The organism is Rhodococcus sp. S3 (assembly GCF_058211795.1).
In genome coordinates, this window is the sequence record NZ_CM177074.1 from 839,922 (window position 1) to 865,402 (window position 25,481).

The following is a 25,481-nucleotide window of genomic DNA, read 5'->3' on the forward strand; positions in this document are numbered from 1 at the left end:
GCTAGCGCCCCGACCGGCGCGCGGGCGATCTTTTCGGGTCGGCGCCTTCAGTCGTCGTCCCAGAGCCGCAGGTCCGGGGGAGTCTCGTCCTCCTCCTCGCCGACGTTCCGATAGCGGAATGCGAAAACGATCCAGCCGATCGCAGCGACGAGCACGAAACTGATCAACCGGTAGACGACCACCGCCGACAGGGCCTGCGCGCCGGTCATGCCGGAGGTGGTGAGCGCCGGGACCAGCACGGCGTCCATGACACCCAGACCGGCGGGGAGTAGCGGGATGGCGCGGCTGGTGGCGGTCCCGGCCGCGTAGGCCACCGCGATCCCTGCCAGGCTCGGTGCACCGCCGACCGCGTACGCGGCGAACGCCAGGCACGCACCGTCGCACACCCAGTTGCTCACCGACCAGCCGAACGCACGGGCCGCATGCGGACGGTCGAGTTGCACCGCGCTCAACTGGCCGACGATCTTCCGCCACGCCCGCGCACCCGCCTGTTCGGGCTTCTTCCGCAGCCGGTTCAGACTCCGCAGGGCGATCAGGCCGATCGATTCGAACGACCCCGGATTGCCCGCCGCGTACTGGATGAGCACGACCAGCAGCAACAGGCCGCCGATCGAGAAGATCAGCGAGAACGGGTTGTTGCTGGCGCCGACGAGCAGAGCGCCGACGAGACCCAGCAGGGCGAGTCCGGCAGCCTGCAGGAGACCGGCCATGACCAGCTGCCAGGTCGCCACCACCGGGGGTGCGCCCCAGTGGCGCATCTGCCGGTAGGTGAAGGTCGTCCCCACCACCGGTCCACCCGGCAGCGTCACGCTCATCGAGTTCGCCGCGAGGGCCACCGAAAGCGATTGCCGTTGTGAGACCTTCACACCCGCCGCGGACAGCAGTGCCCGCTGCACCCGCGCGAAGGTCGACATCTCCGCCATCGACGCGAACACCGCCGCCGCGACCCAGCCCCAGTGGAGGCGTCCGAGGCCGCGGACACTGTCGGACAGCTCCGGCCACACGAGCACGATCTCGACGGTGAGCACCACGACGAGCAGAGCTCCGACGATCCACTTGAGATACCGGCGCCGCTTCGGGGTCAGGGGCCCGTTCTCACCGTTCGTGCTCTCGTCGGGTCCGTCGTCGTCCGGCTCCTCGGGTTTCACGGTCTCGTTCGTCATCTATTCGGTGGGCCAGCTCGACAGCGTGCGGCGGTAGAGGTCCTCGACCTCGGCGATGTGCTCGTCGAGGTTCTCCCGCGACCAGCTGCTCACGTCGATCGGTTCGAGCACCGCCACGTCGACGGTGCCCGACCGCAGCAGGGTCGAGTGCTTCCACAGGATCTCACCGGCGTTGCGGATCACGACCGGCACGATCGGCACACCGGCCTGCATCGCGATGTGGAAGGCACCCTTCTTGAACCTGCCGATCGCCGGGGTCAGCGAGCGCGTGCCCTCCGGGGCGATGACGATCGACGTCCCCTCGCGGAGGGTGTCGACGACGGGTCCGAGCGCCGCGACCGCCCGTTCGGTGTTCGTGCGGTCGACGAAAGTGGCGCCGACGAACCGCAGGAGCGGACCGAACAACGGGTCGTTGGCCATCTCCTTCTTCGTCACGCCCGTGAAGTCCTGCCTCAGGACCTTGGCCAGCACCACCGGGTCGAGCTGACTCTGGTGGTTGAAGATGAACACCGCCGGCCGGGCGGCCCACGCATTCGCTTCCCCGACGATGCGTACGTCCACTCCGGCCAGAGCCAGGGAAACCTCGGTGCCGATGCTGATGATCGAGTCCAGCGCGGTCTTTCGGCTGCGGTTGATCAGGCCGAGTCCGAGACCCGTCCACACCGAGCCGAACATTCCGCCGTAGGCGGCGGCGGTGCGGACGAGTTCGCGGGCTCCCGGTGTGCCGCGCGGCCGGAACCGCATGATCGGCCAGTCGCGTTCGATGGCGACACGGGTGAGAGTGCGATCGGGATTCGTGGCGGTGGGGTTGCCGGCGACGGCCAGGAACTCCACGTCCTCACCACCGTTGGAATAGGTGTAGCTCGACTCGGCGTCGATGCCGTGCGTCTCGACGAAATTGCGCGCCGCCTCCGCTTTGCCGCTGCGCCACAACGATTTACCGTCGACCCGACCGGTGAGCACACCGTTCTCGACCTCGAGCGGGGTGAACAGGATGTGCTCGACGCCCAGCGCGTCCCCGGCGGCCTGGATCTGGTAACGCGAGGCCGACGAGGCGATCACCACCGTGTGGCCCGCGTTCTGGTGCGCGCCGATGAGCTGCCACGCCTCCGGATACAGGTGTCCCGCGATCGTCGTCATGAACAACCGGCTGCCGATCTCGTAGAGCTCGTCCTCGGTGTGACCGCGCCACGCCTTGAAGGCGATCGCGACGAAGCGTTCGAAGTCCTCCTCGGTCTCCGTCCCGCGGATCCCGTTGATCATCGTCGCGGCCAGTTCGGACGCGGAGACCTTCCCGGCGAGCACCCGATCGCGGAAGAAGTGGACACCGGAGAAGCCGTGCACGATGGTGCCGTCGAAATCGAAGAAGGCCGCCACCTCGGGTCCCTGCGGACCCGTGCGCACCCGTTCGAGGGCCTGCTCGAGGTTCACCGTTCCACCTTTCTGTTCGACACGTCGAGCGACTCGGCCAACGCGACCCGCTGGGCCAACTCCGACAGCTCCGTTGCGAAGGCCTTCCTGCGCTCGCGGACGATCTCGGAGTCCTCGTCGTGGTCGAGCAATCCTCGATTGCGCGCCAGGTCGAGCGCGGACGCGAACAACTCCGACGACACCGATTCCGGCCCGTACAGGCGGCGCTGCAGCAGCATCTGCCGACCCACCGCGACACACTCCGACAGGAAGGCTGCGCGGTCGACCTCGAGCTCCGGATCCCGGACGGCGAGACGCTCGGCGACGACGAGCTGCGCGTCGAAGAACGACCGCAGCGTGCGATGCGACATGAAGAAGCCCGTCTCGACGAGACCGGTCAGGGCCTCGTCCTTCGTCGGCAGCGTGTCGCCCCAGGACGGGACGAGCCAGGCCAGCTCGTCGCGCATCTGGACCTCGAAGGTGTCGCGGTCGGGGAAGAAGAACTCGAACTTCAGCAGGTCGCGCAGGTTCTTCGCCTCCTCCCACGCCACCCGCGCAGGATCGTCGCCGGGATTGACGTGCGCGTAGAGGATGGCCAGCTCCATGATCGACCGGTTGACGAACCAGTGCACACCGCTGTTGCGGTAGAACGCCGCGACGAGATGCTGACCCGGCTGGATCGAGTAGACCGGCTCCTCCCCGCCGGCGTAGGTGGTCACCACGCCCGCGTGGGTGAGCGACGAGAGCACGTCCTCGAGGCCACCCTCGACGTCGAGGATGTGGAGGCCGCCCTGCGGGACACCGCGGCGATCGAGATAGCGGCGGACCGGTGCGATCACGGCCCGCACCTCCTCGAGCGTCAGCGAGCGGTCGCGCACACCGAGCAGGGCCAGGGTGACCAGGCAGTTCACCGTCACGGGCGTGTTGCAGTTGATGCCGACCGCGACTTCGAAGGCGACCTTCTGCAGCGCCTTGCGGCGCAGCACCCGTATCTCCTCGGAATCCGTCGGCGCCGCGGACGGGTCGGCTGCCGGCGCCGGTGCGGTCAGGTCCGGATCCCCCCCGGCGACCAGCAGTTCGCGCATCGACACGGGATCGCCGAACCGCACGTACACGTTCCCGGCCCGCTTGCGCTGATTGCGGGCGTAGCGCACCAGCCATCCCAGGCCTTCGGTTTTCTTCGTCGCGCCGGTCTGTTCGGCGGCGACCGCCGCGACCTCGGCGAGCCCTTCGTAGGTGATCGAGACCGGCACCAGCATCGCGTCCTCGACGCGTCCGCCGCGGATCGCGTTGGCGACGTAGCTGAGCAATCCGTAGCGCGGGGCCCGGAGCTTTCCGGTGCGGGTCCGGCCGCCCTCGAAGTACCACTCGAGGTTGAACCGCTTGCTCAGCAGGAACGCGAAGTACTCCTCGAGCGCGGCCTTGTAGACGTCGTCGTCGGCGAAGCTGCGCCGGATGAACACCGTGCCGGTGCGGCGGGCGACGGGACCGATCGGCCAGAATGTGAGGTTGGCCCCGCCCATGATGTGGTTGCCGGGAAAATCGTTCGCCGCCAGGATGTCGCCCAGCACGAAGGCATCGGCGTAGGACCGGTGCGAGGGGAGGAAGACCAGGGAATACCGGCGGTTGGACTCGCGCAGTGCGCGCAGACCGGCCTCGTCGGCGTGCACGGTCCATGCCGACGAGTGCAACGGCCGCATCGCCTGCGTGAACAGGTCGGTGACCAATCGTGACTGCACGGCCACGAGTTCGTCGAGCGACCTGCGTGCCCGCGCCTCGACCTCGGCGCGCGAGAGGCCGTGCTCGGCGGCGATCTCGTCGAGACGGCGCCGGAAGATCGGCGAGTCCATGATCTGGGCGGCGACGAGCCGCGGGACCTTGTAGCGGTCGCCGATCACCGCTCGCTCGGCGCGTTCGAGCGCGACGACGGCGCGGCGGGTCACGTACCGCGCGAGAGCCCCGTCGTCGCCGTCACCGCCCTCCACCCTGAGCGCATCACGCAGTTCGGACAGGCGGGCCGGTTGCGCGACGACGATCCGGTAGCGGTCGGCGCCCTTGCGCACGAGCCATTTCTGCAGCAGCAGATTCGGATTGCGCGGGTTCGTGAGGGCGAGGACGTCGGCGAACCGGATACGCCGCGCACCGTCGCGCTCCGCCGGGAGCCACACGACCCGCAAGGGCAGGATCAGCGGATCGTCGGTGCGGGTCACGAGCTCCTCGGTGAGCACCCGTGAGTCGAGGTCGAGCGACTCGGGGCGGGTCGGCGTGCGGTACTCGGCGGGAAGCTCGTCCGAGCGCAGCCACTCCTCGATCATCGTTCGTTCGAGAGCCGTCGTGTACGCGAGGACCGTCACCGTGGGTCCGTCGTCCGCCCGCACGGTGTCGTCTCCTCGTACCCGGCTCGGTTGATCGTTTCTCATCTCACCCCGTCCAGAAGTCACCTCGGTGTGAAAGCTACCTGTCGCGGACGGTTCGTTCGGGCGATCCGGAGGAGAACACACACTGTGCGGATGCACCGGTGGGCGCTGTGCGGATGCACCGGTCGGCGCTGTGCAGATGCACCGGGGGAGTGTCTGAACGACAATATGGTGGACGAGAGGACTCGGTGGGAGCCGCCGACGACAGGGAGGGCGCAGTGACCACAGGTGCCGGACCGGAGGGTGTCGGCTACGCGGGGGTGAGGGAGACGCATTCGTCGGTGGTCTTCTTCGTCGGCGACCGCGTGCACAAGCTGAAGAAGCCGCTCGACCTGGGTTTCCTCGACAACCGCACGCGTGAGGCCCGCGAACGGATCTGCCACCGGGAGGTGGAGCTCAACCGGCGTCTCGCACCGGACGTCTATCTGGGTGTCGCGGACGTCCACGGCCCGGACGGACAGCTGTGCGAGCACCTCGTCGAGATGGTGCGGCTGCCCGACGATCGGCGCCTGGCCGCGGCGGTCCGCCGAGGTGAGGACGTGTCGGCGGTGATCGACGAGGTGGCACGGCAGGTCGCCGCACTGCACGCCTCCTCGCCGCACGGTCCTGAGATCGACCGGTGTGCCTCCGCGGACTTCGTCGCCCGGTTGTGGGATCTCAGCCTCGACCATCTCGGCCGGCTGGAGGTGGGGGCGGATCGTGCCGGAGTATTGGCGCGGATCGGGGAGTCCGTGCACCGCTATCTCGCAGGCCGGACGGTGCTGTTCGACGAACGCATCGCGGCGGGCCGGGCCGTGGACGGGCACGGCGACCTGCTCGCCGACGACATCTTCTGTCTCGACGACGGTCCGCGCATCATCGATTGCCTCGAGTTCGACGACGAGTTGCGCTACGGCGACGCAGTACTCGATCTCGCCTTCCTCGCAATGGATCTCGAACGTCTCGGTGCCGAACCCGCAGCACGGCGGTTGCTCGAGCAATATGGTGAGGTCTCGGGCGATCACCCGCCCTCCTCGCTCGTGCACCACTACATCGCCTATCGAGCGTTGGTGCGCGCGAAGGTGACCGCTCTGCGCTACGAGCAGGGTGATGCAGCGGCGCGGGAGACGGCGACCGGTTTCGTCGAGCTGCTCGAGGGACATCTCGACCGGGGACGTGTGCGCATGGTGCTCGTCGGTGGTGTCTCCGCGACCGGCAAGACGACACTGTCGCGCACGGTCGGTGCGTATCTCGGAGCGGATGTACTGCGCAGCGACGTCGTCCGCAAGGAGTTGGCGGGTCTGCAACCCACCGACCGCACCGGCGACGGTACGGATGCCGGTCTGTACGCACCGGCGCATTCGGAGGCGACCTACGGGGAACTGCTGCGCCGCGCCGAGACCGCTCTTGCCCGCGGGCGATCCGTCGTGCTGGACGCGACCTGGTTGTCGTCCGGGCAGCGCGACGCGGCCCGTAAGGTCGCGGACGGCGCCGGAGTGGACGTGATCGAGATCGAGTGCCGTGCGGACAAGGGAATCCTGTTGCAGCGGATGGCATCCCGCGCCGATCGCGGCGACGATGCATCCGATGCGACCCCTGCTGTGCTCGAACAGCAACTCCGTCGGCGGGATCCGTGGCCGGAGGCGGTGGCGATCGATACGGGTGTCGAGACCGTCGACGCGGCACGGCTGGCGAGCATGCTCGGTCCGGCGCCCTGGTGATCGCGCCCCGGGAACAGCGAACGGGGATCGCTTCGTCGAAGCGATCCCCGTCGGCCCGGAACGGTCGGTTCTAGACCTTGCGGGCGATGAGCACCGGGCACGGAGCCTTGTGCAGCAGGTTCTGGCTCGTGGATCCGAGCAGGGCGGCGCGGAACTGGCCACGCCCGTGGCTTCCGACCGCGACGAGCTGGGCGTCGTCGAGGTGCGCGAGCAGGACCTTCGAGGCCGGGCCCCGGTCGATCACACGCTCGACGGTGACCTCGGGATGGCGATCGCTCCAGCCGGCCAGCGTCTCGGCGAGAACCGCGGTCTCCGAGGTCTCCACGGCATCCCAGTCGACCAGTGCGGCCGTGGCGCCGACACCGAGTGCGGCGTCACCGAGCCAGGAGTGCACTGCCCGGAGCGGAACCCCGAGGGCCGACGCGAGATCGAACGCGTGAGTGACTGCGGCAGCGGACAATTCGCTGCCGTCCACACCGACGACGATCGGCCGGGAATCGGGCAGCGGAGAATCGGTGTTGCCGCGCCACACGACCACCGGGCAGGGTGAATGGTTCGCGACGCGCAGAACGGTGGAGCCGAGCAGGAAGTTCTCCAGCGCACCCGCGCCGGTGGCGCCCATGACGACCAGGCGTGCGTCCTCGGCGGCCTCGAGCAGCGACTTGGCTGCGGGTCCGGGACCGATGAACCTGCTGATCTCGAGATCGGGGTGATCTGCGCGGACTCGTTCGGCGGCGTCGGCGAGGAGCTTTTTGCCGTCCTCCTCGAGCTGCTGGATCATCTGCGACTGCACCAGCACCGCGGCCTCGCTGTAGAAGATGCCTTCCGGGGGCATCGAGTGCACGAGGTGGAGGGGTGCTCCGATACGCGACGCGACGGCTCCGGCCCACCGCGCTGCCGCTACAGCCGTCTCGGAGCCGTCGACGCCTGCGACGACTGCCTTGCGGGTGCTCGGTGTGCTCATCGATATCTCCTTCTCGTTGCGGCGCGCGGCTTCCCGTGCGCCGGTCGGCTCAAGGCCACGTTACCGCCACGACGCGGCTGTGGCCCGGTGTCGACGATCTTCATGATCTCCGATCCGGGGTGCCCGGGCCAGGGCCTTCGGACCTCGATCAGGTCCACAATCGGCGGGCGGAGCGGAAGGCCTTCTTCCAGCCGCCGTCCAGATGCGCGGCCTGCGCGTCGCCGAGCTCGGTCTCGATGCGGAACAGGATCCCGAGCCCGAAACTGGTCTCGGCGGCGTGCCCCTGCTCGGAGAGCATGTCCAGGAGATGTTCCCGCGCCACGACGGAGTCCTGGAATTCACCGAGCAGATCCTGGAAGTCGTCGAACCGGTCGAGGATCCGTCCCGAACGCTTCGGGTGCAGCGGCGCGATCACCTCGATGGCGTACCGCATCCGCTTGGCGCCCTTGCGGGCCCGGTGCATCAGCGCGTCGCGCTCCGCCGGGTTCTCGGCGTCGCCGACCTTGTCGACGCGGCGTGAGACCTTCTTCGACAGCGCTGCGACCGCGTGCAGCAGTTCCTTCCGTGCCACCTTCGGTCGCGCCCCCGCCGCTTCGGTGGCGGGAGCGAGGTCGTCGATCGCTGCGTCGAGGCGGGTGAGCAGCCCGACATACCGATCCGAGTTCAAGGTGTCGACGGCCTCGAGGCGGGCGGACTCCGACCTGGCCGAGAAGTACTCGTCGATACGGGCCCTCGTCGCTTCCCGATGCGATTCGACCGGGATGTCGGCCACGCGATCCGCGAGCCGCTCCCCTTGGACCTCGAGGTCGCGTGAGGGGCTGAGACGTCTTCCGAGCCAACGGAGTTCGTCGACGAGATCGTGATCGACGACGATCTCGTCGGAATAGGTCTGCAGTGCGCTGCGCAGACGCCGCGCGGCCTTGCGCATGCTGTGCACCGCGTCGGGCGTGTCGCGACGGACCGCGATGTCCGACAGCTCCAGGGTGTGCAGTTCGCTCGAGAGATAGTCGCGTACCGGGAGCAACCCCTTCGCGATCGACGGGCGGGTGGGGATCAGGTCGCCGAGCACGCGGTGGAGCTTCGACGGGCTCTCCGAACGGGTGATGCCGACGGCCGCGAAGCGCTCCTCGAGCGCCGTGAGGAATCGGCCGACCGCCTTGTCGCCGAGGGTGGAATTCCACTCGACCTCGATCTCCTTCCAGCGGATCTCCGATCCGTCGGCTCCGCGCACGGCGTCGACATCGTCGACCACCACCTCCGCGACGAGGCCGCCGTCGGACGACCGGAGTCGGTGCCGATGTCGTCGGGTCACGAGCAGAGCGGCCAGGCTCAGCGGGGCGCCGCGCCGGATGCCGCGCAACAAGGACTCGAGGTCTGCGGGAACGTCCTCGGCCGAGTCGTCACCGAGAGGGAAGTGCAGTTCGGTGCGGGTGTCGATACCGGACGGCAGTTTGAGATGCCATCCCGCGTCGTCACCGCCCTCGCGCCTCCGGAGCGTGATCTTCGAGCGCAGCAGGCTCAGCTCGGCGGTGTCGTAGTACTGGGCCGACAGTTCGAACCGGTCGACGTCGATCGCATCGACGGACGGCAGTCCCGTCAAGTCCGGAAGCGGCCGGTCGCCGGGGGCGGAATACTTGCGTTCCGCCTCCTCCGCGACGGTCGCCGGCGATGTGCTGCGCATGCATCTACTCCTTCTCCGTCTATGTCGAGTCCACCTTGCCACGCGGTCCGGTATGAGGTGATTCGTCCGACTGTGATCTGCCGATACCGGGCAAAGAGCACTTCGGCACTGGTCAAGGCCCGGTTCGGGGGTGATCATGGTTCGACGCGGGTCCGGAGGGTAGTGATGAAGGTTCTTGTTTCGGTGGCCAGTCGGCACGGCTCGACCGCGGAGATCGCGACAGCGCTGGCCGCGTCGATGCGTCACCACGGCGCGCAGGTCGACGTGAACGCGCCCGAACATGTCGACGAGGTCGACGCGTACGACGTCGTGGTGCTCGGCAGCGCCGTCTACCGCAGTCGCTGGCTGCGCAGCGCGCGGGAGTTCGCGGAGCGGCACGCGGCCGAACTGCGCGAACGCGACGTCTACCTGTTCTCGTCGGGTCCCGTCGCCTCGGGCGGGAGGTCGGTGAACACGTGCTACGACGCGTGCGCCGTCGCCGAGCGGGTTGGGGCCGTCGAACATCGCACCTTCCCGGGGAAGCTGGATCCGGCGGTGCTCGGCACCGGCGAACGGATGGTCGTCAGGATGGTCGGTGCCCCCTCCGGTGACTTCCGGGACTGGGACGCGATCGGGGCCTGGGGCACGCGCATCGTGGCACGCACGTCCGCCCGGGAGCACGATCTCGACGGCGTCGGTTCGGCTCCCGCGCGACGTGGGGCGCGCCGCTAGCGGATTCCACCCGGGCGATCAGCCCGAGCTGCCCTGGTAGTGCGTGCTGAGTTCGGCTGCGCGATCCCAGATCGACCAGTCCACCGGACGTTCCTCCAACTGGGCCTCGACCACCTCGAACCCGGCGTGCCAGGCGGCGCCGTGTGCGAGGGCGTCCTCCTCGTCGTCGGTGGTGTGGGTGAGGGTGAGCCAGCACCCGCCGGAGCCGTCGGGGGTGAGTTCCCAGTGCAGAACGTCGGTGTCCCAGAGGTATTCCAGGACCCGCGCGGGCCGCACCGTGAGCACACTGCCCATGGTGGTGTGCCCTTCGGGCAGGCCGAAGCGGCGGGTCTGCTCCTGTGTGGAGCGGAATTCGAGTGTCGCGCCGGGTGTGAGCTCGAACTCGACGTCGGCAGGGAACCAGGCGCGGAGATGTTGAGGATCGGTCAGGACCCTCCACACCTTCTCCGGCGGGTGGGGGAACGAGCGTTCGAACCGCAGGGCCACCCGCCCGTCATAGGTACGCGAGATGCTGCCGATTTCCATGGGAACCTCCAAGACGAGAACTCGCCGGTCAGCGGGGTCCTGGTGTGCTGTTACTCCATGCTGCCAGGTTTCGTCGGCTTACGAAGCGGGTCGGCCGACCTGTGATCGGATCGTGGAACGACAGGGATCTCGCCAGAAGCTGCAGCGGATTCGAATAGTCCTGCGGCCCAACCTCGTACACCTCAGGATAGAGGTTGTCGCCGAGGATGGGGATTCCGAGCGAGTTCATGTGTACCCGGAGTTGATGCGTCCGGCCGGTCTCGGGACGCAGACGGTAACGCGCACGGTCGCCGGCCGTGTCCACCACATCGATCGAGGTCACGGCGTTGACGGGACCGTCGACCTCGCGGGCCTGCAGCACGCCGCGCTCCTTGACGATGCGGCTGCGGACCTCGCGAGGGAAGTCGAGGCGCGGCGCGGCCGGGGCGATCGCCTCGTACTCCTTCTCGACGAGACGCCGGTCGAACAGCATCTGGTACGCGCGTCGCGCCTCGCGCCGGACGGTGAACACCAGGACGCCCGCCGTGAGCCGATCGAGCCGATGGACGGGGGACAGTTCGGGCAGGTCCAGTTCCTTGCGCAACCGGACCACGGCGGTCTCCGTCACCCAGGAGCCGCGAGGGGTGGTCGCCAGGAAGTGTGGTTTGTCCACGACGAGCAGGTTCTCGTCGCGGTGGAGCACGTCGATCTCGAAGGGGACGCGCGGTTCGGCGGGCGGATCACGGTAGAGATACACGAATTCGCGTGGGACGTACGGGGTCGAGAATGTGACCGCTGTGCCGTCCTGTACGACCACTTCGCCGGATTCGATCTTCTCCGCGATGCGCGTCGCATCGTTCGGAAAGCGCGTGAGCAGGAACTCCGCTATGGTCTCCCAGCTGGGATTTTCCGGCAGTCGCAGGCGGGTGGGGTTCAGGCCGTCGCGAACGGGGAGGGGAGCTTCGGGCACGGGTCGTCAGGCTAGCGGTGCGACCGGAATGCGAGCGCCGAAGGCCCGACGATAACGTTGCCGGACTTTCCACGATAACGATTGTGTGCAAGCCTGCTTAAGGTTTCTGCACCGTCGATATCCTGGGACGGAAGTGAAGAATGTTACTGGAGTGCAAGGGGAGCATGTTGTGACGATTTCGGCGAGAACCGGAACACGTCGGCGGGGGGGACGCGCTCTCGTGCGGCTGCTGGTGGCGGCACTGGTGCTTCCGCTGGCGCTCGCGTTCAGTGGGCTCGGCGCCGGCACGGCTGCGGCCGATCCGTACGAACGCTTCCACGAGGACATGGTCGCCGCCCCGGGCGGGGTCGGGGCGATCAAGGTACGCATCTGGCGGGCGAACAACGGCAGCAACAAGGCCGTCTATCTGCTCGACGGTCTGCGCGCCACCGACGACGTGAGCGGCTGGGAACACGAGACCAACGCGGCGTGGCTCGCCGATCACGGCGTCAACGTGATCATGCCGGTGGGCGGCCAGTCGAGCTTCTACGCCGACTGGTACGCGCCGAGCAATTTCAACGGCCAGCCCTACACCTACAAGTGGGAGTCCTTCCTCACCCAGAACCTCCCCGACCATCTCGCGAACGTCTACGGCATCGACCGCAGCAACAACGCGGTGGTCGGGCTGTCGATGGGCGGTAATGCGGCGCTGATCCTGGCCGCCTACCACCGCGACCAGTTCAAGTTCGCCGGCTCGCTCTCGGGTTACCTCAACCTCTCGGCCCCCGGTATGCGCGAGGCCATCCGTCTCGCCATGCTCGACGCCGGCGGATACAACTCCGACGCGATGTGGGGACCGCCCTGGGACCCGGCGTGGCTGCGTCACGACCCGTTCGTCGCGGCGCCGCAGATGCGCGGACTGCCGATGTGGATCTCCGCGGCGAGCGGTCTGCCCGGCCAGTACGACCGGCCGAACTCGCTCGTGGGCAGCTTCAACACGACCAACGCCATGGGTCTCGAAGCGCTCGCCCGCACGCAGAACCGCGCCTTCCAGGTGCGCCTGCTGACCCTGGGTATCGACACCGCACACTTCTCGTTCCCGATCGTCGGTACCCATTCGTGGGGTTACTGGCAGGACGAGCTGTGGGCGATGCTCCCGATGCTCAAGTCCTCGATTGGCGCCTGACGCCACCACATCGCTGGTCGGCCGCACCGTCGTCGTGACGGGGGCCACCAGCGGTGTGGGCGAAGCAACGGCCCGCGCCCTCGGGGCTGCCGGCGCCACCGTCGTCCTTGCCGGTCGCAACCTCGACCGGGGCAAGCGCATCGCCGACGAGATCGGCCCCCGGGCCGAGATGATGCCGCTCGATCTCGCCGACCTCTCGGCGATCCATGCCTTCGCGGACGCCTTCGCCGATCGCCGGATCGATGTCCTGGTCAACAACGCCGGGGTCATGGCGGTGCCGCTGCGTCGCACCGCCGACGGGTTCGAGATGCAGATCGGAACGAACCATCTCGGACACTTCGCCCTGACCGGACTGCTGTTGCCGCGTATCACCGGCCGCATCGTCACGGTGTCGAGCGCCGCCCACCTGATCGGCCGGATCGATCTCGACGACCTCAACTGGGAGCACCGCCCGTACAATCGCGCCGCGGGGTACGCACAGTCGAAGCTCGCGAACCTGTTGTTCGCGCTCGAGCTCGAACGACGCCTCGCCGCTGCCCGCTCACCGCTGCGCGCCGTCGCGGCCCATCCGGGCTACGCGGCCACCGAGGTGGGCAGCCACACGGGGACGTGGTTCGACCGGCTGTTCGGTTTCGGCAAGACGATCCTGCAGCGCACCCCGGACCAGGGAGCCGAATCAGTCGTGCTCGCCGCCTCCGATCCGGGCATCGCGGGCGGCTACATCGGCCCGCGTTTCCTCCTCTACGGAGCGCCCGGTGTCGCCGCCGTAGGGCGTCGCGCCCGCGACCGCGAGACCGCGACGCGGCTGTGGGAGTTGTCGGAGAAGCTCACCGGAGTGCACTTCGAGATCGGCTGATACGCATCGTCGCCCGCACCCCGTGACCGCCGCCCGAGGGGCGCCCTGCGGTCACGGGGTGCGGCGCATCGGCACGTGGTCGATCCCGGCCTCGAGATAGTTCGCTCCGGTGCGCACGAACCCGAATCGCGCGTACCAGTGCTCCAGATACGCCTGCGCCGAGATGTCGACCACCCCCGGACAGGTCCCGAGCGCCGCCTCGATCAGCTCCGCGGCGAGGCCGCGCCCGCGTGCGTGCCGGGCGGTGGCGACACGGCCGATGTGGGCGACGTCCCCGTCGTCGTGGAGCACGCGCAGCGTCGCGAGGACCTCGTCACCCTCCCGCGTCCAGAACAGTTCGGTGGTCGGGTCGAGATCGCGGCCGTCGAGTTCCGGTTCGCTGGTGATGCCCTGCTCGAAGACGAACACGTCGGTCCGCAGGGCGACGATCCGGTACAGGCTCTCGGGGTCGGTCTTCCTCAGCGGTGCATGGTGGATGGACGGCACGCCCCGATCGTAGGGGGACCCACTCTGTCGGGAGGACAGGGACGGGCTTCACCCGGCAGTGACGGTGGGTCGGCGGGCTTCACCCGCCCGTCGTGAACCCGTCGAGCAGTCCCGTATAGCGCTTCGGCGGGGGAGTTGCGAACTCGCCCCGCTTGCCGGTCGCCAGCCCCATGGTGACCAGCGACTGCACGGTCAGCGTCGCGGCCGCGACACCGTCGACCACCGGCACCCCGATCTCCGCGGAGATGTGGGCGCACAGGTCGGCCATCCCGGCGCAGCCGAGCACGATGGCGTCGGAACCGTCCTCGTACAGGGCATCGAGGCACGCCTCGGTGACGATCTTGCGTGCGTCGGGATCACTGTCGAGGGCCAGCACCGGCAGGTCGCACGCGTGCACGCCCCGGCACGCGTCGCGCATGCCGTAGCGGTGCGCGAGGTCCCACGCGCGTCCGGTCGTGCGGGCCAGCGTCGTGACGACGGAGAATCCGCGCCCCAGGACCGCGGCGGTGTGCATCGCGGCCTCGGCGATACCGACGACGGGCCCACCGGCGAGCTCGCGCGCCGCGTCCAGTCCGGGATCACCGAAGCACGCGACGACGTAGCCGTCGACGCCGTCGCGTTCACCCTTCTCGATCTCGCTGAGGATGCCCGGCACGGCGAGCGCCTCGTCGTAGTGGCTCTCGATCGACGGAGGCCCCATCGAGGGGCTGACCGCCTCGACGCGTGTGCCCGGACCTGCGACGGCCCGGGCACACGCCTCGATCGTGGCGGTCATCGACCACGTGGTGTTCGGGTTGACGACCTTGATGAACATGGAGGATCAGACTGCTTCCTGTGCGACCCGGTCGGGGAGACGGACTGCGAGGCGGGTACGGGTCGCGAGCAGGTGGTAGACGACGAAGCCGAGACCGCAGCCGATGAACCAGCTGTACTGGGCGGCGGTACCCATACCGGGAGCATCGTTGAACAGCACGGGAATCATCGCGACCACGGCGCCGACGACGGTCGCGATCACCGCGGCCGGGTTGTAGCCCTTGCGGTAGAAGTACGCACCCTTCTCCGACATCGTGAACAGGTCGTCGACGATCACCTTCTGCTTGCGCACGAGGTAATAGTCGGCGATGAGGATGCCGAACAGCGGACCGATGAACGCGCCCAGGGTTTCCAGGGTGTAGTGGATGACCTCGGGGTTGTTGTACAGATTCCACGGGGTGATGAGCACCGAGCCCACCGCGGCGATCATGCCGCCGGCGCGCCAGCTGATCTTCTGCGGGCTGACGTTCGAGAAGTCGAAGGCCGGCGAGATGAAGTTCGCGACGATGTTGATGCCGATCGTGGCGATGGCGAAGGTCAGCGCGCCGAGCACGATCGCGAAGGTCGAATCGATGCGGGCGACGGTCTCGACGGGGTCGGTGATCAATTCACCGTAGACGGGCAGCGTGAGCGACGCGGTGATCACCACGAGCAACGAGAAGACCAGGAAGTTCACCGGCAGACCGAGGAAGTTGCCCTTCTTCACCGCGGCGTAGGACTTCCCGTACCGGGAGAAGTCGCCGAAGTTGAGCATCGGACCGGAGAAGTACGAGACCACCAGGGCGATCGCGCCGAGCATGACCGGCACCGACGACCATCCGGTGTGCGTGACCTCACCGAGGGTCAGATCGATCGCGCTCCAACCGGCCTGGGAGATCAGATAACCGCACAGCAGGAACATCACGACGTAGACGGCAGGGCCGCAGAAGTCGATGAACCGCCGGATCGACTCCATGCCGCGCCAGAACACGCAGGCCTGCAGCACCCAGAGCGTCAGGAAGCTGACCCATCCGAGTGCGGACAGACCGGCGAATCCGTAGTCCTCGACCACCGCGTACGGCGCGAGCGAGGGGAACAGCTTGATCAGCACCACGTCCAGTGCCGCCGAGGCGAGGAAGGTCTGGATCCCGTACCACGCCACCGCGATCAGGCCGCGGATGATCGCGGGGATGTTCGCGCCGAGAACGCCGAAGACACTGCGGCAGATCACCGGATAGGGCACACCCGTGACCTGGCTGGGCTTGGCGACGAGATTGCAGAAGAAGTAGACGATCGTGATGCCCACGAGCAGGGCCACGAGGACCTGCCAGCTGGCCAGACCGAGAGCGAACAGGCTGCCGGCGGTGACGTACCCGCCCACGCTGTGGACGTCGGACATCCAGAAAGCGAAGATGTTGTACGAACCCCACCGCTGGTTCTTCAGCGGGGCGAGGTCGTCGTTGGTCAACCGCGGGTCGTATCCGGTCGCGGGCGGCGGGGCTGCGGCGGGGACGCTGCCGGCGCTCGGTGTCAGCACTTCGGTCATGCCTGCTCCTGTGCGAGGGGGAGCCGCCCGTGTCCCGGTGCGAGGCCGGTGGGCGGAGTCGAATCGATCGACGGAACATCAACGGCGGTGGTGAATTCCGATGTGCAGACCGTAACCGGGCGATATTGCCGGAGAGTTACCCGAACTGTATATCTTCCGCGGGAAGCAGGCCGGATTCGGCGGTGAGGCCGGAGATGGCGACGTCGAGGTGCCGGTTGTGGTGTTCGGACGCCGCGAGCAGCGCGTCGGTATCGCGCGCGAGGAAGGCGGTGAGCATCGCCTCGTGCTCGCGATGGAGTTCGGCGCGCTCGGAATCGCTCACGTGCACCATCGGCTGCACGGGTTCGGTTATGTTCCAGGCATATTCGAGCATGTGCAGCAGGCGGTGCATGCGGGACGGCCTGGTGAGGGCCATGTGGAAGACGCGGCTCTCGCGGTGATAACCACGCGAGTCGCTTTCCTGCACAGCGCGTTCGAGAATTCGATGCGACTCCTCGACGCGCCGGTCGTCCTCCTCGGTGGCGTTGCGCACGGCCGCCGCGAGCGACGCCGATTCGAGAGTCTCACGGACGAGGTACATCTCGCGCAGCTCCGCGATCGTCAGCTGGGCGACGATGTATCCGTGGTTCTGCCGGTGGGTCACGAGGCCTTCGCCGATGAGGGTCTTGAGTGCCTCCCGAACCGGGATGCGGCTCACCCCGAACAACTCCGAGACCTCCCCGACGGGGATCGGTGTGCCCGGGGGTGCGGCTCCGGAGAGGAAGGCGCGACGCAGCTCCTCGAGGATCACGTCCTGCGGGCGGCCCGGTACGTCGACGCGGAGCTCGTCCAGCAACGCGGATCTACGGCGTGGTGCCACGACCGGGTCCTCCTTCGTCACCGGAATGCGAGTGCTCGACTCCGCGAAGGTAGACCCGTCGTGTTACGTCCTCGTCTCCGCTGCGTGACAGGGATGCGCCCTCACGCGCCGCCGCGCGGAGGGAAGGTCGGCAGCGTCGGCATCGGCCGCGGCGTGGTGGGCGTACCCGTGGTGGGGCGAGGCGTCCCCGTGTTCGGCGCGTCGCTCTCCTCGGTGTCCCGGCGGGGGCGGTCCTCGTCCGGCTCGGTGTCGCGTCCGGGCCCGCCGCGCCTGGTGAAACCACCGGCGGTCGACGTCGCCGTGGTGGTGGGGGCGGCGGTGGATTCCGCATCCGGCTCGGCGGTCGGTGCCGAGGTGATGGTCACCACCGGTGCCTCGACCTCGGGTTCCTCCGTCGTCGTCTCCGCGGCCTCGGTGGTCGTGGTCTCGGTCGTCGCTGCGGTCGTGGTCGTCGCGACCGGCGACCCCATGTCGAGTGTCGGCTCGGCGGCAGGACGCAGGACCTGTCGCTCGACGGGCTCGGCCTGCGGGAACACGAACAATGCGCCGACACCCAGCACCGCGAACACCGCCACCGATGCCGCGATGACGGGAACGGTGCGCTTCGCCCGGCGATCGCGACGGGGGAAGCCCTCCCGGTCCAGCGGTTCGAGGCGGCGCCCGAGATCGATCAGTTCCGCCTCCGAGGGCTGCACCGCGAGCAGCCGTCCCCGCAGGTGCGCGGGTAGGGGAGTGAAGGGGAGAAGCGAGAACGTTCCGAGAGCGTTCGGCACCCGGGGCACCGCACGGTCGACGAAGTCCTGCGCATGGGCGAGGACACGTCCGTCGCCGCCGGAGCCGAGCATTGCCTCGATCTCGTGGGACGAGAAGTGATGCCGGACCGTGAGGTCGACGACCTCGCGGGCGGTGCCGTCGAGCAGGTGGACCGCCTCACGGACGTCGAGCACCTCGGAGGCGGCCTGATAGGCGGGGTCGGCCGCGGGGAGATATTCGAGGGCGGAGCCGGTGCGCTCGAGCACGCGGATACATTCGGCGCGGACCACGGCGTAGAGCCAGGCCCGCAGGAGGCTCTCGTCGCGCAGCGAACGGATCCGCGCGGTCGCCGTCCAGACCGCGTCGTACACCACGTCCGAGGCCGACGACACGGCGACGAAGCCGCACGCGTAGGCGTACAAGCCGGGGGCGAAACGATCGAAGACCGCTGCCGTGGCGTCCGGCTCCCCGTCCCGCAACGCTGCGGCGAGTTCGCGGTCCGGACGTCCGGGGTGGTGCCCCATCGATGGAACCTCCCTGTCGTGCATGCGCCCCCGCGCGCCTGCGGTCGTGAGTTCCGGGGAAGTCTACGAGCAGGTGCGCCCCACGGCGAGGACGCGATCCATCGGGCCCGTCGACGCCGGAAACGGGGGTGTCGCCACGCGGCGCGCGTCCGTAGGGTGGCGGGCATGGGGTGGACCACGAACGATATTCCGGATCTGTCGGGACGCACGATGGTCGTGACGGGGGCCAACAGCGGACTCGGTGCGGAGACCGCCCGGGCGCTGGCGCGGGCCGGTGCCGAGGTGGTGCTCGCCTGCCGCGATGTCGCCAAGGGTGAGGCGGTCGCGGCCGACCTCGGCGACCGCGCGACCGTGCGCCGTCTGGACCTGGCGGATCTCTCGTCGATCCGTGCGTTCGCCGACGAGGTGCGTGCCCGGTACGAGCGTATCGACGTCCTGGTCAACAACGCCGGTGTCATGGCGGTGCCGCTGCGGCGGACGGCCGACGGCTTCGAGATGCAGATCGGGACCAATCACTTCGGCCACTTCGCCCTCACCGGGTTGCTGCTCGACCGCATCACCGACCGGGTGGTGACGGTCAGCAGCACGATGCACCGCATCGGCAGCATCGATCTCGACGACATCAACTGGGAACGTCGCCGCTACGAACGGTGGCTCGCCTACGGGCAGTCGAAGCTGGCGAACCTGCTGTTCGCGTACGAACTGCAGCGGCGCCTCAGCTCCGCCGGATCGAGCGTGAGTTCGCTTGCCGCACATCCGGGTTATTCGTCGACGAATCTGCAGTACCGCAGCGAGTCCTGGCACGGGAAGATCGTCGAACTCGTCACCCCCATCATCGGGCAGTCCCCGCAGCAGGGCGCACTCCCGACTCTCTACGCGGCGACCTCGCCGGAGGCGGAACCGGGCGGCTACTACGGGCCGGATTCCTTCTTCGAGATGCGCGGCCGGCCGAAGCGGGTGCAGTCGACCTCGCGGTCACGCGACGAGATCCTGGCGCGGAGGTTGTGGGAACTGTCCGAGCGGCTGTGCTCCGTCGAGTACTCGATGCCCTAGAGCGCACGATGCCGTAGATCCTGCAGTTCTCAGGTCAGGGTGAACGAGACCGGCGGCAGATCGTCGCGCCGGCACAGTCCGGTCTGATCCACTAGGTCGAGGGTGCGCAGATAACGCCGGACCAGATCGCCTGCCGAGAGCCCCGCATCCGATGCGGTGCGCAGGGCGGCGGCGAGTCCGTCCCCGCGTGCCCAGCGGTGGATCGCGGCGACGGCGGTCGGATCCGGATCCGGCCCCACTTCCAGGCCGAGACGCTCTTCGCGTCCGGCGAGTTCGCTCCACAGCCGTGAGGTGGCGCGCAGCGCCTCGTCGATCGCCGGGGTGGTGCGTCCCGGGACTCCGACGGTGCGGCGCCGGGTCTCGCCCAGAGCGCTCGAGGCGACGGCGGCGAGTTCGGCCGGTGTCAGCCCCGACCACGCGCCCGTCCGCACGCATTCGGCGACGAGAAGGTCGTTCGCACAGTAGATCCGGCCCAGGCGACGACCGTCGTCGGTGACGTAGGCCGACCCGCCCATCGGGTCGCGGAGCAGATAACCCCGCTCCTCGAGCAGATCCAGTGTGCGATCGAAGGTCTCGACGAGGCGGCCGGTGACCGTGTCGATCTGCGACCGCATCCGTTCGGTGTCGCCGTGCACCGCGGCGCGTCGCGCCGAGAGGGCGAGGAGGCGCTCCCTGTCGCCGCGTCGATGCGCGGGATGCGACCGCACCGCCCGTGCCAGCGACGTCACCAGCTCGGCCGAACCGGAGCGCCGTGCCTCGGCGAGCCGGTCGCACAGGTGCCGGTACTCGGTGAAGCCCTCGACGTCCCCGAGTTCGGTGTCGAGATCACGCAGCGCCGTCGTGTTCGCGCGGACGGCGTCGGTGAGCGCCGCGACGGATCGTTCGGCCTGGAACTGGGCGAACGAGCGTCGCAGAAACTCGCGGGACCCGGGGATGCCGCGACCGGCGACCAGATTGACCGCGGTGTTGTAGCCGACGCGCAGCGAACTGTGCAGCGGGTACGAGCGTGCGCCGGCGAGACCGGCGACGGTCGCGGGGGCGGCCTCGGGACTCCACAGCACGACGGCGTGGCCTTCGACATCGATGCCGCGGCGGCCGGCGCGACCGGTGAGCTGGGTGTACTCGCCGGGAGAGAGGCGCACCGGGCCGTCGGCGGTGGGTTTGACGAGGCGTTCGAGGACGACGGTGCGCGCCGGCATGTTCACCCCCACGGCGAGGGTCTCGGTGGCGAACACGACCCGCACGAGACCGCGGGCGAACAACTCCTCGACGGTGTGACGGAAGGCCGGGATCAGGCCGGCGTGGTGCGCGGCGAAACCGCGTTCGAGTCCTTCGAGCCACTCTGTGTGACCGACGGCGTCGAGATCGGCAGGCGGCAGGGCGGCGGTGTGCCGGTCGGCGACCGCACGGATCTCGGCGACGTCGGCCGCCTCGGTGAGACGGACCGACGATTCGAGGCATTCGGCGACGGCGTCGTCGCAGCCGTTGCGGCTGAACCGGAACCAGATGGCCGGCAACAGTTGTTCGGCCTCGAGCCGGGCGACGACCTCGGGCAGGTCGGCGCCGGCCGGTCCGGGTGCTCCGCGTGCACGTCGCCGTCGCCGCCCACGGCCGGTCGCGGGGCCGGGTGCGGCCTCGACGAGCTGACGGTGGGCGATGTACCGCTCGAGGGTCTCGTCGACGGTGCCGCACGGGGACAGCAGGTCGAACAGCCGCCCACCGGCGAGCATGTGCTGGGTGAGCGGGACGGGCCGGGTTTCCTCGACGACGACCGCGAGGTCGCCGCGGACGCCGCGCAGCCAGCCGCCGAACTCCTCGGCGTTGCTCACCGTGGCAGACAGGCTGGTCAGCCGCACGTCGTCGGGAAGGGAGAGGATCGCTTCCTCCCACACCGCACCGCGCTCGCGGTCGGCGAGATAGTGCACCTCGTCCATGACGACGTGGGTGAGTCCGTGCAGGAGCGGGGAGCCGCCGTGCAGCATGCTGCGCAGCACTTCGGTGGTCATGACGACCACGGGCGCGTGCGGGTCCAGCGAGATGTCGCCGGTGAGCAGACCGACACGGTCGTCGCCGAAGCGGCGCGACAGGTCGAGGTACTTCTGGTTGCTCAGCGCCTTGATGGGGGTGGTGTAGAAGCAGCGTCCGCCCGCTGCGAGCGCGAGACGGGCGGCGAATTCACCGACGACGGTCTTGCCCGCCCCGGTGGGGGCGCACACCAGGACGTCGCGGTCGTCCTCGAGGGCGCGGCAGGCCTCGACCTGGAAGTCGTCGAGGGGGAAATCGAGTTCGGTCGCGAACAGCGCGAGCTGCGACCGGTCCTGCGTGCGCACGTGTCCACGCTACGGGTCGGCGCGGACACGTGCGCAGCGCAGGGGCACGTCACTCGCTCGTCACCCCTCGGGGGTGACTCAGTCGTCCGTCACCTCGAGGGTGACGTCGATGTTGCCGCGGGTCGCGTTGGAGTACGGGCACACCTGGTGGGCCTTCTCGGTGAGCTCGAGCGCCTGCTCGCGGGGGAGGTTCGGCAGGGTCACCTCGAGGGTCACGGCGAGACCGAATCCGCCGCCGTCGGTAGGGCCGATGCCGACACGGGCGCCGACCGCGGAGTCGCTGACGTCCGCCTTCTCCTGCCGGGCGATCATCTGCAGTGCCGAGTGGAAGCACGCGGCGTACCCGGCGGCGAAGAGCTGTTCGGGGTTGGTGCCCTTGCCGCTGCCGCCCATCTCGGTGGGGATGGACAGGTCGACGTCGAGCTTGCCGTCGCTGGTGCGGGCGTGGCCGTCGCGGCCTGCTCCGGTGGCGAGTGCTTCGGCGGTGTAGATGATGTTCACGATGTCCTGCCTTTCTTCGAGAGTGCGCCGGGTGCTTCCTGCAATGCGGCGGTCAGGCGGTGGAGCGTCTCGCGCAGCGCGACCAGTTCGTCGACGTCGAACCGGCTGTCCCGCGTCACGCAGCCGGGGATGTCCGCGGCCTCTGTCCGGAGTGCATCTCCCGCTTCGGTGAGGTGGACGACGACACGACGTTCGTCGGTCTGCTGCCGGCGTCGTTCGACGTATCCGGCGGCCTCGAGCCGTTTGAGCAGGGGGGACAGTGTGCCCGTGTCGAGATCGAGCGAGTCGCACAGATCCTGCACGCCTCGCGCATCGCGTTCCCACAGCGCCAGGAGCACGAGGTACTGCGGGTAGGTGATGCCCAGCCGATCGAGATGCGGCCGATAGGCGGCCGTGATGGTGCGGGAGGCGCGGTAGAGCGCGAAGCACACCTGCTGGTCGAGTTCGAGTGGAGACGGCACGGGAATGAATGTAGTGCCCCGTTTTGTTGTGCACAACATTAATGGCCACAACTCGATACGTGTTTCAGATCACTTCCATGTGGGAATTGAGAGAACTCTGGGCACGTTAGTTGAGTGAGAATGGCTCAAGTTCGACAGAAAGGCTTCGGAATGCCGGCATTCTTCGGGCCTGGTGGCCCCGGCCGAATCGACATCACACGTTTCATGAGCCGCGGTACCCAGGACCTCCTCGCCCACGCAGCGCGCTACGCCACCGACCGCGGTGACGCGGAACTCGATGTGCTGCACCTCCTCCGCGCGATGGCGGAGCAGGATCCGTCCCGCACGGCCATGACACGCGCCGGAGCCGACCCCGCCGACGTCGCTGCCGCCGTCGACCAGCGGCTGCCGCAGAGCCGCCCCGGTGAGGCCGTCTCCGCACCCGCACTGACCGGTGCCGTGAAGACCGCACTCCTCGAAGCGCACCAGCTCTCGCGTGCGCTCGGCTCCACCTACATCGACCCCGAGCACCTGTTCTTCACACTCGCGGCCGACCAGACCCGCGCTCCCGGACGCCTGCTGGCGTCGCTGGGCGTGACGCCGCAGTCGTTGCAGACCGCGTTGCAGCCCACCCCCGCAGCTCCCGTCGCGGAGGAGACCCCGACGCCGACCCTCGACAAGTTCGGCGTCGACCTCACCGAGCGGGCCCGCGGCGGCGGCATCGACCCCGTCATCGGCCGTGCCGACGAGATCGAGCAGACGATCGAGATCCTCGCCCGACGCACCAAGAACAACCCGGTGCTCGTCGGTGAGGCCGGCGTCGGCAAGACCGCCATCGTCGAAGGACTCGCCCAGCGCATCGTCGACGGCGACGTCCCGGACATCCTGCAGGACAAGCGGATCGTCCAGCTCGACCTGACGGCGATGGTCGCCGGAACCCGCTACCGGGGCGACTTCGAGGAACGCCTCACCGCGGCACTCGACGAGATCACCGCCCAGCAGGGGAAGCTCATCGTCTTCATCGACGAGATCCACACCGTCGTCGGCGCGGGCGCCGGCAACGAGGGCGCGATGGACGCGGCGAACATCCTCAAGCCGAAGCTCGCCCGCGGTGAACTGCACGTCGTCGGTGCGACCACCCTCGACGAGTACCGCAAGCACATCGAGAAGGATCCGGCGCTCGAACGCCGTTTCCAGCCGGTCACGGTCGACGAGCCCGCCCGCGACGACGCCGTCGCGATCCTGAAGGGTCTCGCCGATCGGTACGCCGAGTTCCACAAGGTCCGGTACACCGACGAAGCGCTCGAAGCGGCCGTCGACCTGTCGATGCGGTACCTGCCCGACCGGCACCTGCCGGACAAGGCGATCGACCTCGTCGACCAGGCCGGTGCACGACTGCGCCTGCGGGTGCCGCGCACCGACGTGACCGAACTGCGTTCGCGGCTGGACGAACTCGAAGCCGAGAAGGATCGCGCGGTCGAGGCCGAACAGTACGAGGAGGCCTCGCGCATCCGCGACGAGATCCTCCGCATCCAGGCGCGGATCGACGGTGGGGACGGTGACGGCGAGGGAACTCCCACCGTCGACCCCGAGCTGATCGCCGAGATCGTCTCGCGGGCCACCGGGGTCCCCGCCTCACAGATGACCCGTGCCGAGAAGGAGAGGCTGCGCACTCTCGAGGACGAGCTGCACAAGCGCGTCGTCGGGCAGGACGAAGCCGTCCACGCCGTGGCACGCGCCGTGCGGCGCAGCCGCTCCGGCATGAGCGACCCGCGTCGTCCGGTGGGCAGCTTCCTGTTCCTCGGTCCCACCGGCGTCGGCAAGACCGAGCTCGCGAAGGCACTCGCCGAGGTCCTCTTCGGCGACGAGCGCACCATGCTGCGCATCGACATGAGCGAGTTCGGCGAACGCCACACCGTGAGCCGTCTCGTCGGCGCCCCTCCCGGTTACGTCGGCTACGGCGAGGCCGGGCAGCTCACCGAACAGGTGCGTCGCCACCCCTACTCGGTGGTGCTGCTCGACGAGATCGAGAAGGCGCACCCGGACGTGTTCAACACGCTGCTGCAGGTCCTCGACGACGGTCGCCTCACCGACGGTGAGGGACGCACGGTGGACTTCACCAACACCGTCGTCATCATGACCAGCAACCTCGGTTCGGACATCATCTCGAGCCGCGGTGGCGCCCTCGGCTTCACCACCGGTGACGCCGAGGCGGCCGAGAAGCCGCTGCGCGATCGGGTCATGGGACGGCTGCGCGAATCGATGCGGCCGGAGTTCCTCAACCGCATCGACGAGATCGTGATGTTCCGCAAGCTCGACGACGACCAGCTGCATCGGATCACCGAGCTGCTGCTCGACGACAGCCGGAAGCGGCTGCAGAGCAAGGGGATCGATCTGGAGTTCACCGCCGACGCGGTGGCGTGGATCGCCCGCAACGGTCACCAGCCCGAGTTCGGTGCCCGTCCGTTGCGCCGCTCGATCTCCCGGGTGGTCGACGACCGCATCGCCGACATGCTGCTCGACGACGCGCTCGCCGAGGGCAACCGGGTCACGGCGGACGTCGTCGAGGACGAACTGCTGCTCCAGGTGAGCTGACCCGCACGACGAGGAAGGGGAGAGATGCCACGGCATCTCTCCCCTTCCCGCGTTCGGGCGG

Annotated in this window: 21 protein-coding genes and 2 pseudogenes; 7 read left to right on the forward strand and 16 right to left on the reverse strand. The window is 68.7% G+C overall.

The genetic code is table 11. The annotated features are described in order from the left end of the window. Positions 1 to 47: 47 nt before the first annotated feature. From AC0LPE_RS03935 to AC0LPE_RS03945, 3 genes are read right to left on the reverse strand one after another with little or no spacing between them, the layout of a single operon-like run. Complete coding sequence (locus tag AC0LPE_RS03935; RefSeq protein WP_490605637.1) at positions 48 to 1,163, reverse strand: lysylphosphatidylglycerol synthase transmembrane domain-containing protein; 1,116 nt, start codon at positions 1,161 to 1,163, stop codon at positions 48 to 50. After that, positions 1,164 to 2,594 (reverse strand): HAD-IB family hydrolase, encoded by a 1,431-nt coding sequence (locus AC0LPE_RS03940; RefSeq protein ID WP_088897848.1) that lies wholly within the window; start codon positions 2,592 to 2,594, stop codon positions 1,164 to 1,166. Continuing rightward, positions 2,591 to 4,993, reverse strand: a complete 2,403-nt coding sequence (locus tag AC0LPE_RS03945; RefSeq protein WP_490605638.1) for a glycerol-3-phosphate 1-O-acyltransferase — start codon at positions 4,991 to 4,993, stop codon at positions 2,591 to 2,593. The genes AC0LPE_RS03940 and AC0LPE_RS03945 overlap by 4 nt, the downstream gene beginning before the upstream one ends. 185 nt (positions 4,994 to 5,178) lie before the next feature. Here AC0LPE_RS03945 and AC0LPE_RS03950 point away from each other — a divergent pair, with 185 nt between their 5' ends. Next, a complete protein-coding gene (locus tag AC0LPE_RS03950) occupies positions 5,179 to 6,690 on the forward strand; it encodes a bifunctional aminoglycoside phosphotransferase/ATP-binding protein (RefSeq protein WP_490605639.1) in 1,512 nt (503 codons plus the stop codon). Positions 6,691 to 6,760: 70 nt separating this feature from the next. Here AC0LPE_RS03950 and AC0LPE_RS03955 read toward each other — a convergent pair whose 3' ends face one another. The 3 genes and pseudogenes from AC0LPE_RS03955 to AC0LPE_RS03965 form a co-directional block, all read right to left on the reverse strand. Then, on the reverse strand, positions 6,761 to 7,654 hold the full coding sequence (locus AC0LPE_RS03955; RefSeq protein ID WP_088897845.1) for a universal stress protein: 894 nt from the start codon (positions 7,652 to 7,654) through the stop codon (positions 6,761 to 6,763). Between the two features lie 148 nt (positions 7,655 to 7,802). Next, positions 7,803 to 8,723: a CHAD domain-containing protein gene (locus AC0LPE_RS03960; RefSeq protein ID WP_490606306.1), complete on the reverse strand. Its 921-nt coding sequence runs from the start codon at positions 8,721 to 8,723 to the stop codon at positions 7,803 to 7,805. A gap of 114 nt (positions 8,724 to 8,837) precedes the next feature. Then, a pseudogene (locus AC0LPE_RS03965) lies at positions 8,838 to 9,290 on the reverse strand (CYTH domain-containing protein); the annotation flags it as partial. On the opposite strand from AC0LPE_RS03965, the pseudogene AC0LPE_RS03970 reads away from it, so the two are divergent. Beyond that, a pseudogene (locus tag AC0LPE_RS03970) lies at positions 9,220 to 9,396 on the forward strand (hypothetical protein); the annotation flags it as partial. The pseudogenes AC0LPE_RS03965 and AC0LPE_RS03970 overlap by 71 nt on opposite strands. A gap of 104 nt (positions 9,397 to 9,500) precedes the next feature. After that, a complete protein-coding gene (locus AC0LPE_RS03975) occupies positions 9,501 to 10,046 on the forward strand; it encodes a flavodoxin domain-containing protein (RefSeq protein ID WP_490605640.1) in 546 nt (181 codons plus the stop codon). A gap of 18 nt (positions 10,047 to 10,064) precedes the next feature. Here AC0LPE_RS03975 and AC0LPE_RS03980 read toward each other — a convergent pair whose 3' ends face one another. Continuing rightward, on the reverse strand, positions 10,065 to 10,571 hold the full coding sequence (locus tag AC0LPE_RS03980; RefSeq protein ID WP_490605641.1) for an SRPBCC family protein: 507 nt from the start codon (positions 10,569 to 10,571) through the stop codon (positions 10,065 to 10,067). Between the two features lie 28 nt (positions 10,572 to 10,599). Then, on the reverse strand, positions 10,600 to 11,520 hold the full coding sequence (locus AC0LPE_RS03985; protein ID WP_059384209.1) for a pseudouridine synthase: 921 nt from the start codon (positions 11,518 to 11,520) through the stop codon (positions 10,600 to 10,602). Between the two features lie 169 nt (positions 11,521 to 11,689). On the opposite strand from AC0LPE_RS03985, the gene AC0LPE_RS03990 reads away from it, so the two are divergent. After that, positions 11,690 to 12,685 (forward strand): alpha/beta hydrolase, encoded by a 996-nt coding sequence (locus AC0LPE_RS03990; RefSeq protein ID WP_370670874.1) that lies wholly within the window; start codon positions 11,690 to 11,692, stop codon positions 12,683 to 12,685. Then, positions 12,675 to 13,541, forward strand: coding sequence for an oxidoreductase (locus tag AC0LPE_RS03995; RefSeq protein WP_490605642.1), 867 nt, complete (start codon positions 12,675 to 12,677; stop codon positions 13,539 to 13,541). Before AC0LPE_RS03990 ends, AC0LPE_RS03995 begins: the two co-directional genes overlap by 11 nt. 51 nt (positions 13,542 to 13,592) lie before the next feature. On the opposite strand, the gene AC0LPE_RS04000 is transcribed toward AC0LPE_RS03995, so the two are convergent. The 5 genes from AC0LPE_RS04000 to AC0LPE_RS04020 all read right to left on the reverse strand — a co-directional run bounded on the left by AC0LPE_RS04000 (position 13,593) and on the right by AC0LPE_RS04020 (position 18,501). Beyond that, positions 13,593 to 14,027, reverse strand: a complete 435-nt coding sequence (locus AC0LPE_RS04000; RefSeq protein ID WP_059384207.1) for a GNAT family N-acetyltransferase — start codon at positions 14,025 to 14,027, stop codon at positions 13,593 to 13,595. 79 nt (positions 14,028 to 14,106) lie between these two features. Beyond that, positions 14,107 to 14,841, reverse strand: a complete 735-nt coding sequence (locus AC0LPE_RS04005) for an aspartate/glutamate racemase family protein (protein WP_490605643.1) — start codon at positions 14,839 to 14,841, stop codon at positions 14,107 to 14,109. A 6-nt stretch (positions 14,842 to 14,847) separates the two neighbouring features. Then, positions 14,848 to 16,365 carry an NCS1 family nucleobase:cation symporter-1 gene (locus tag AC0LPE_RS04010; protein WP_160873767.1) on the reverse strand — a complete coding sequence of 506 codons (1,518 nt, stop codon included), beginning with the start codon at positions 16,363 to 16,365 and terminating at the stop codon, positions 14,848 to 14,850. Between the two features lie 136 nt (positions 16,366 to 16,501). Then, entirely contained in the window at positions 16,502 to 17,224 is a 723-nt protein-coding gene (locus AC0LPE_RS04015) for a GntR family transcriptional regulator (RefSeq protein WP_490605644.1), read from the reverse strand. A 101-nt stretch (positions 17,225 to 17,325) separates the two neighbouring features. Beyond that, a complete protein-coding gene (locus tag AC0LPE_RS04020) occupies positions 17,326 to 18,501 on the reverse strand; it encodes an RNA polymerase sigma factor (RefSeq protein ID WP_487041992.1) in 1,176 nt (391 codons plus the stop codon). A gap of 165 nt (positions 18,502 to 18,666) precedes the next feature. Here AC0LPE_RS04020 and AC0LPE_RS04025 point away from each other — a divergent pair, with 165 nt between their 5' ends. Further along, entirely contained in the window at positions 18,667 to 19,554 is an 888-nt protein-coding gene (locus tag AC0LPE_RS04025; RefSeq protein WP_160873769.1) for an oxidoreductase, read from the forward strand. 29 nt (positions 19,555 to 19,583) lie between these two features. On the opposite strand, the gene AC0LPE_RS04030 is transcribed toward AC0LPE_RS04025, so the two are convergent. The 3 genes from AC0LPE_RS04030 to AC0LPE_RS04040 form a co-directional block, all read right to left on the reverse strand. Beyond that, positions 19,584 to 21,884, reverse strand: coding sequence for a DEAD/DEAH box helicase (locus tag AC0LPE_RS04030; RefSeq protein ID WP_490605645.1), 2,301 nt, complete (start codon positions 21,882 to 21,884; stop codon positions 19,584 to 19,586). 78 nt (positions 21,885 to 21,962) lie between these two features. Further along, a complete protein-coding gene (locus AC0LPE_RS04035; RefSeq protein ID WP_024103052.1) occupies positions 21,963 to 22,385 on the reverse strand; it encodes an organic hydroperoxide resistance protein in 423 nt (140 codons plus the stop codon). Then, entirely contained in the window at positions 22,382 to 22,846 is a 465-nt protein-coding gene (locus AC0LPE_RS04040; RefSeq protein WP_024103053.1) for a MarR family winged helix-turn-helix transcriptional regulator, read from the reverse strand. The genes AC0LPE_RS04035 and AC0LPE_RS04040 overlap by 4 nt, the downstream gene beginning before the upstream one ends. 150 nt (positions 22,847 to 22,996) lie before the next feature. Here AC0LPE_RS04040 and AC0LPE_RS04045 point away from each other — a divergent pair, with 150 nt between their 5' ends. Next, positions 22,997 to 25,420 carry an ATP-dependent Clp protease ATP-binding subunit gene (locus AC0LPE_RS04045; protein ID WP_490605646.1) on the forward strand — a complete coding sequence of 808 codons (2,424 nt, stop codon included), beginning with the start codon at positions 22,997 to 22,999 and terminating at the stop codon, positions 25,418 to 25,420. Positions 25,421 to 25,481: the final 61 nt, after the last annotated feature.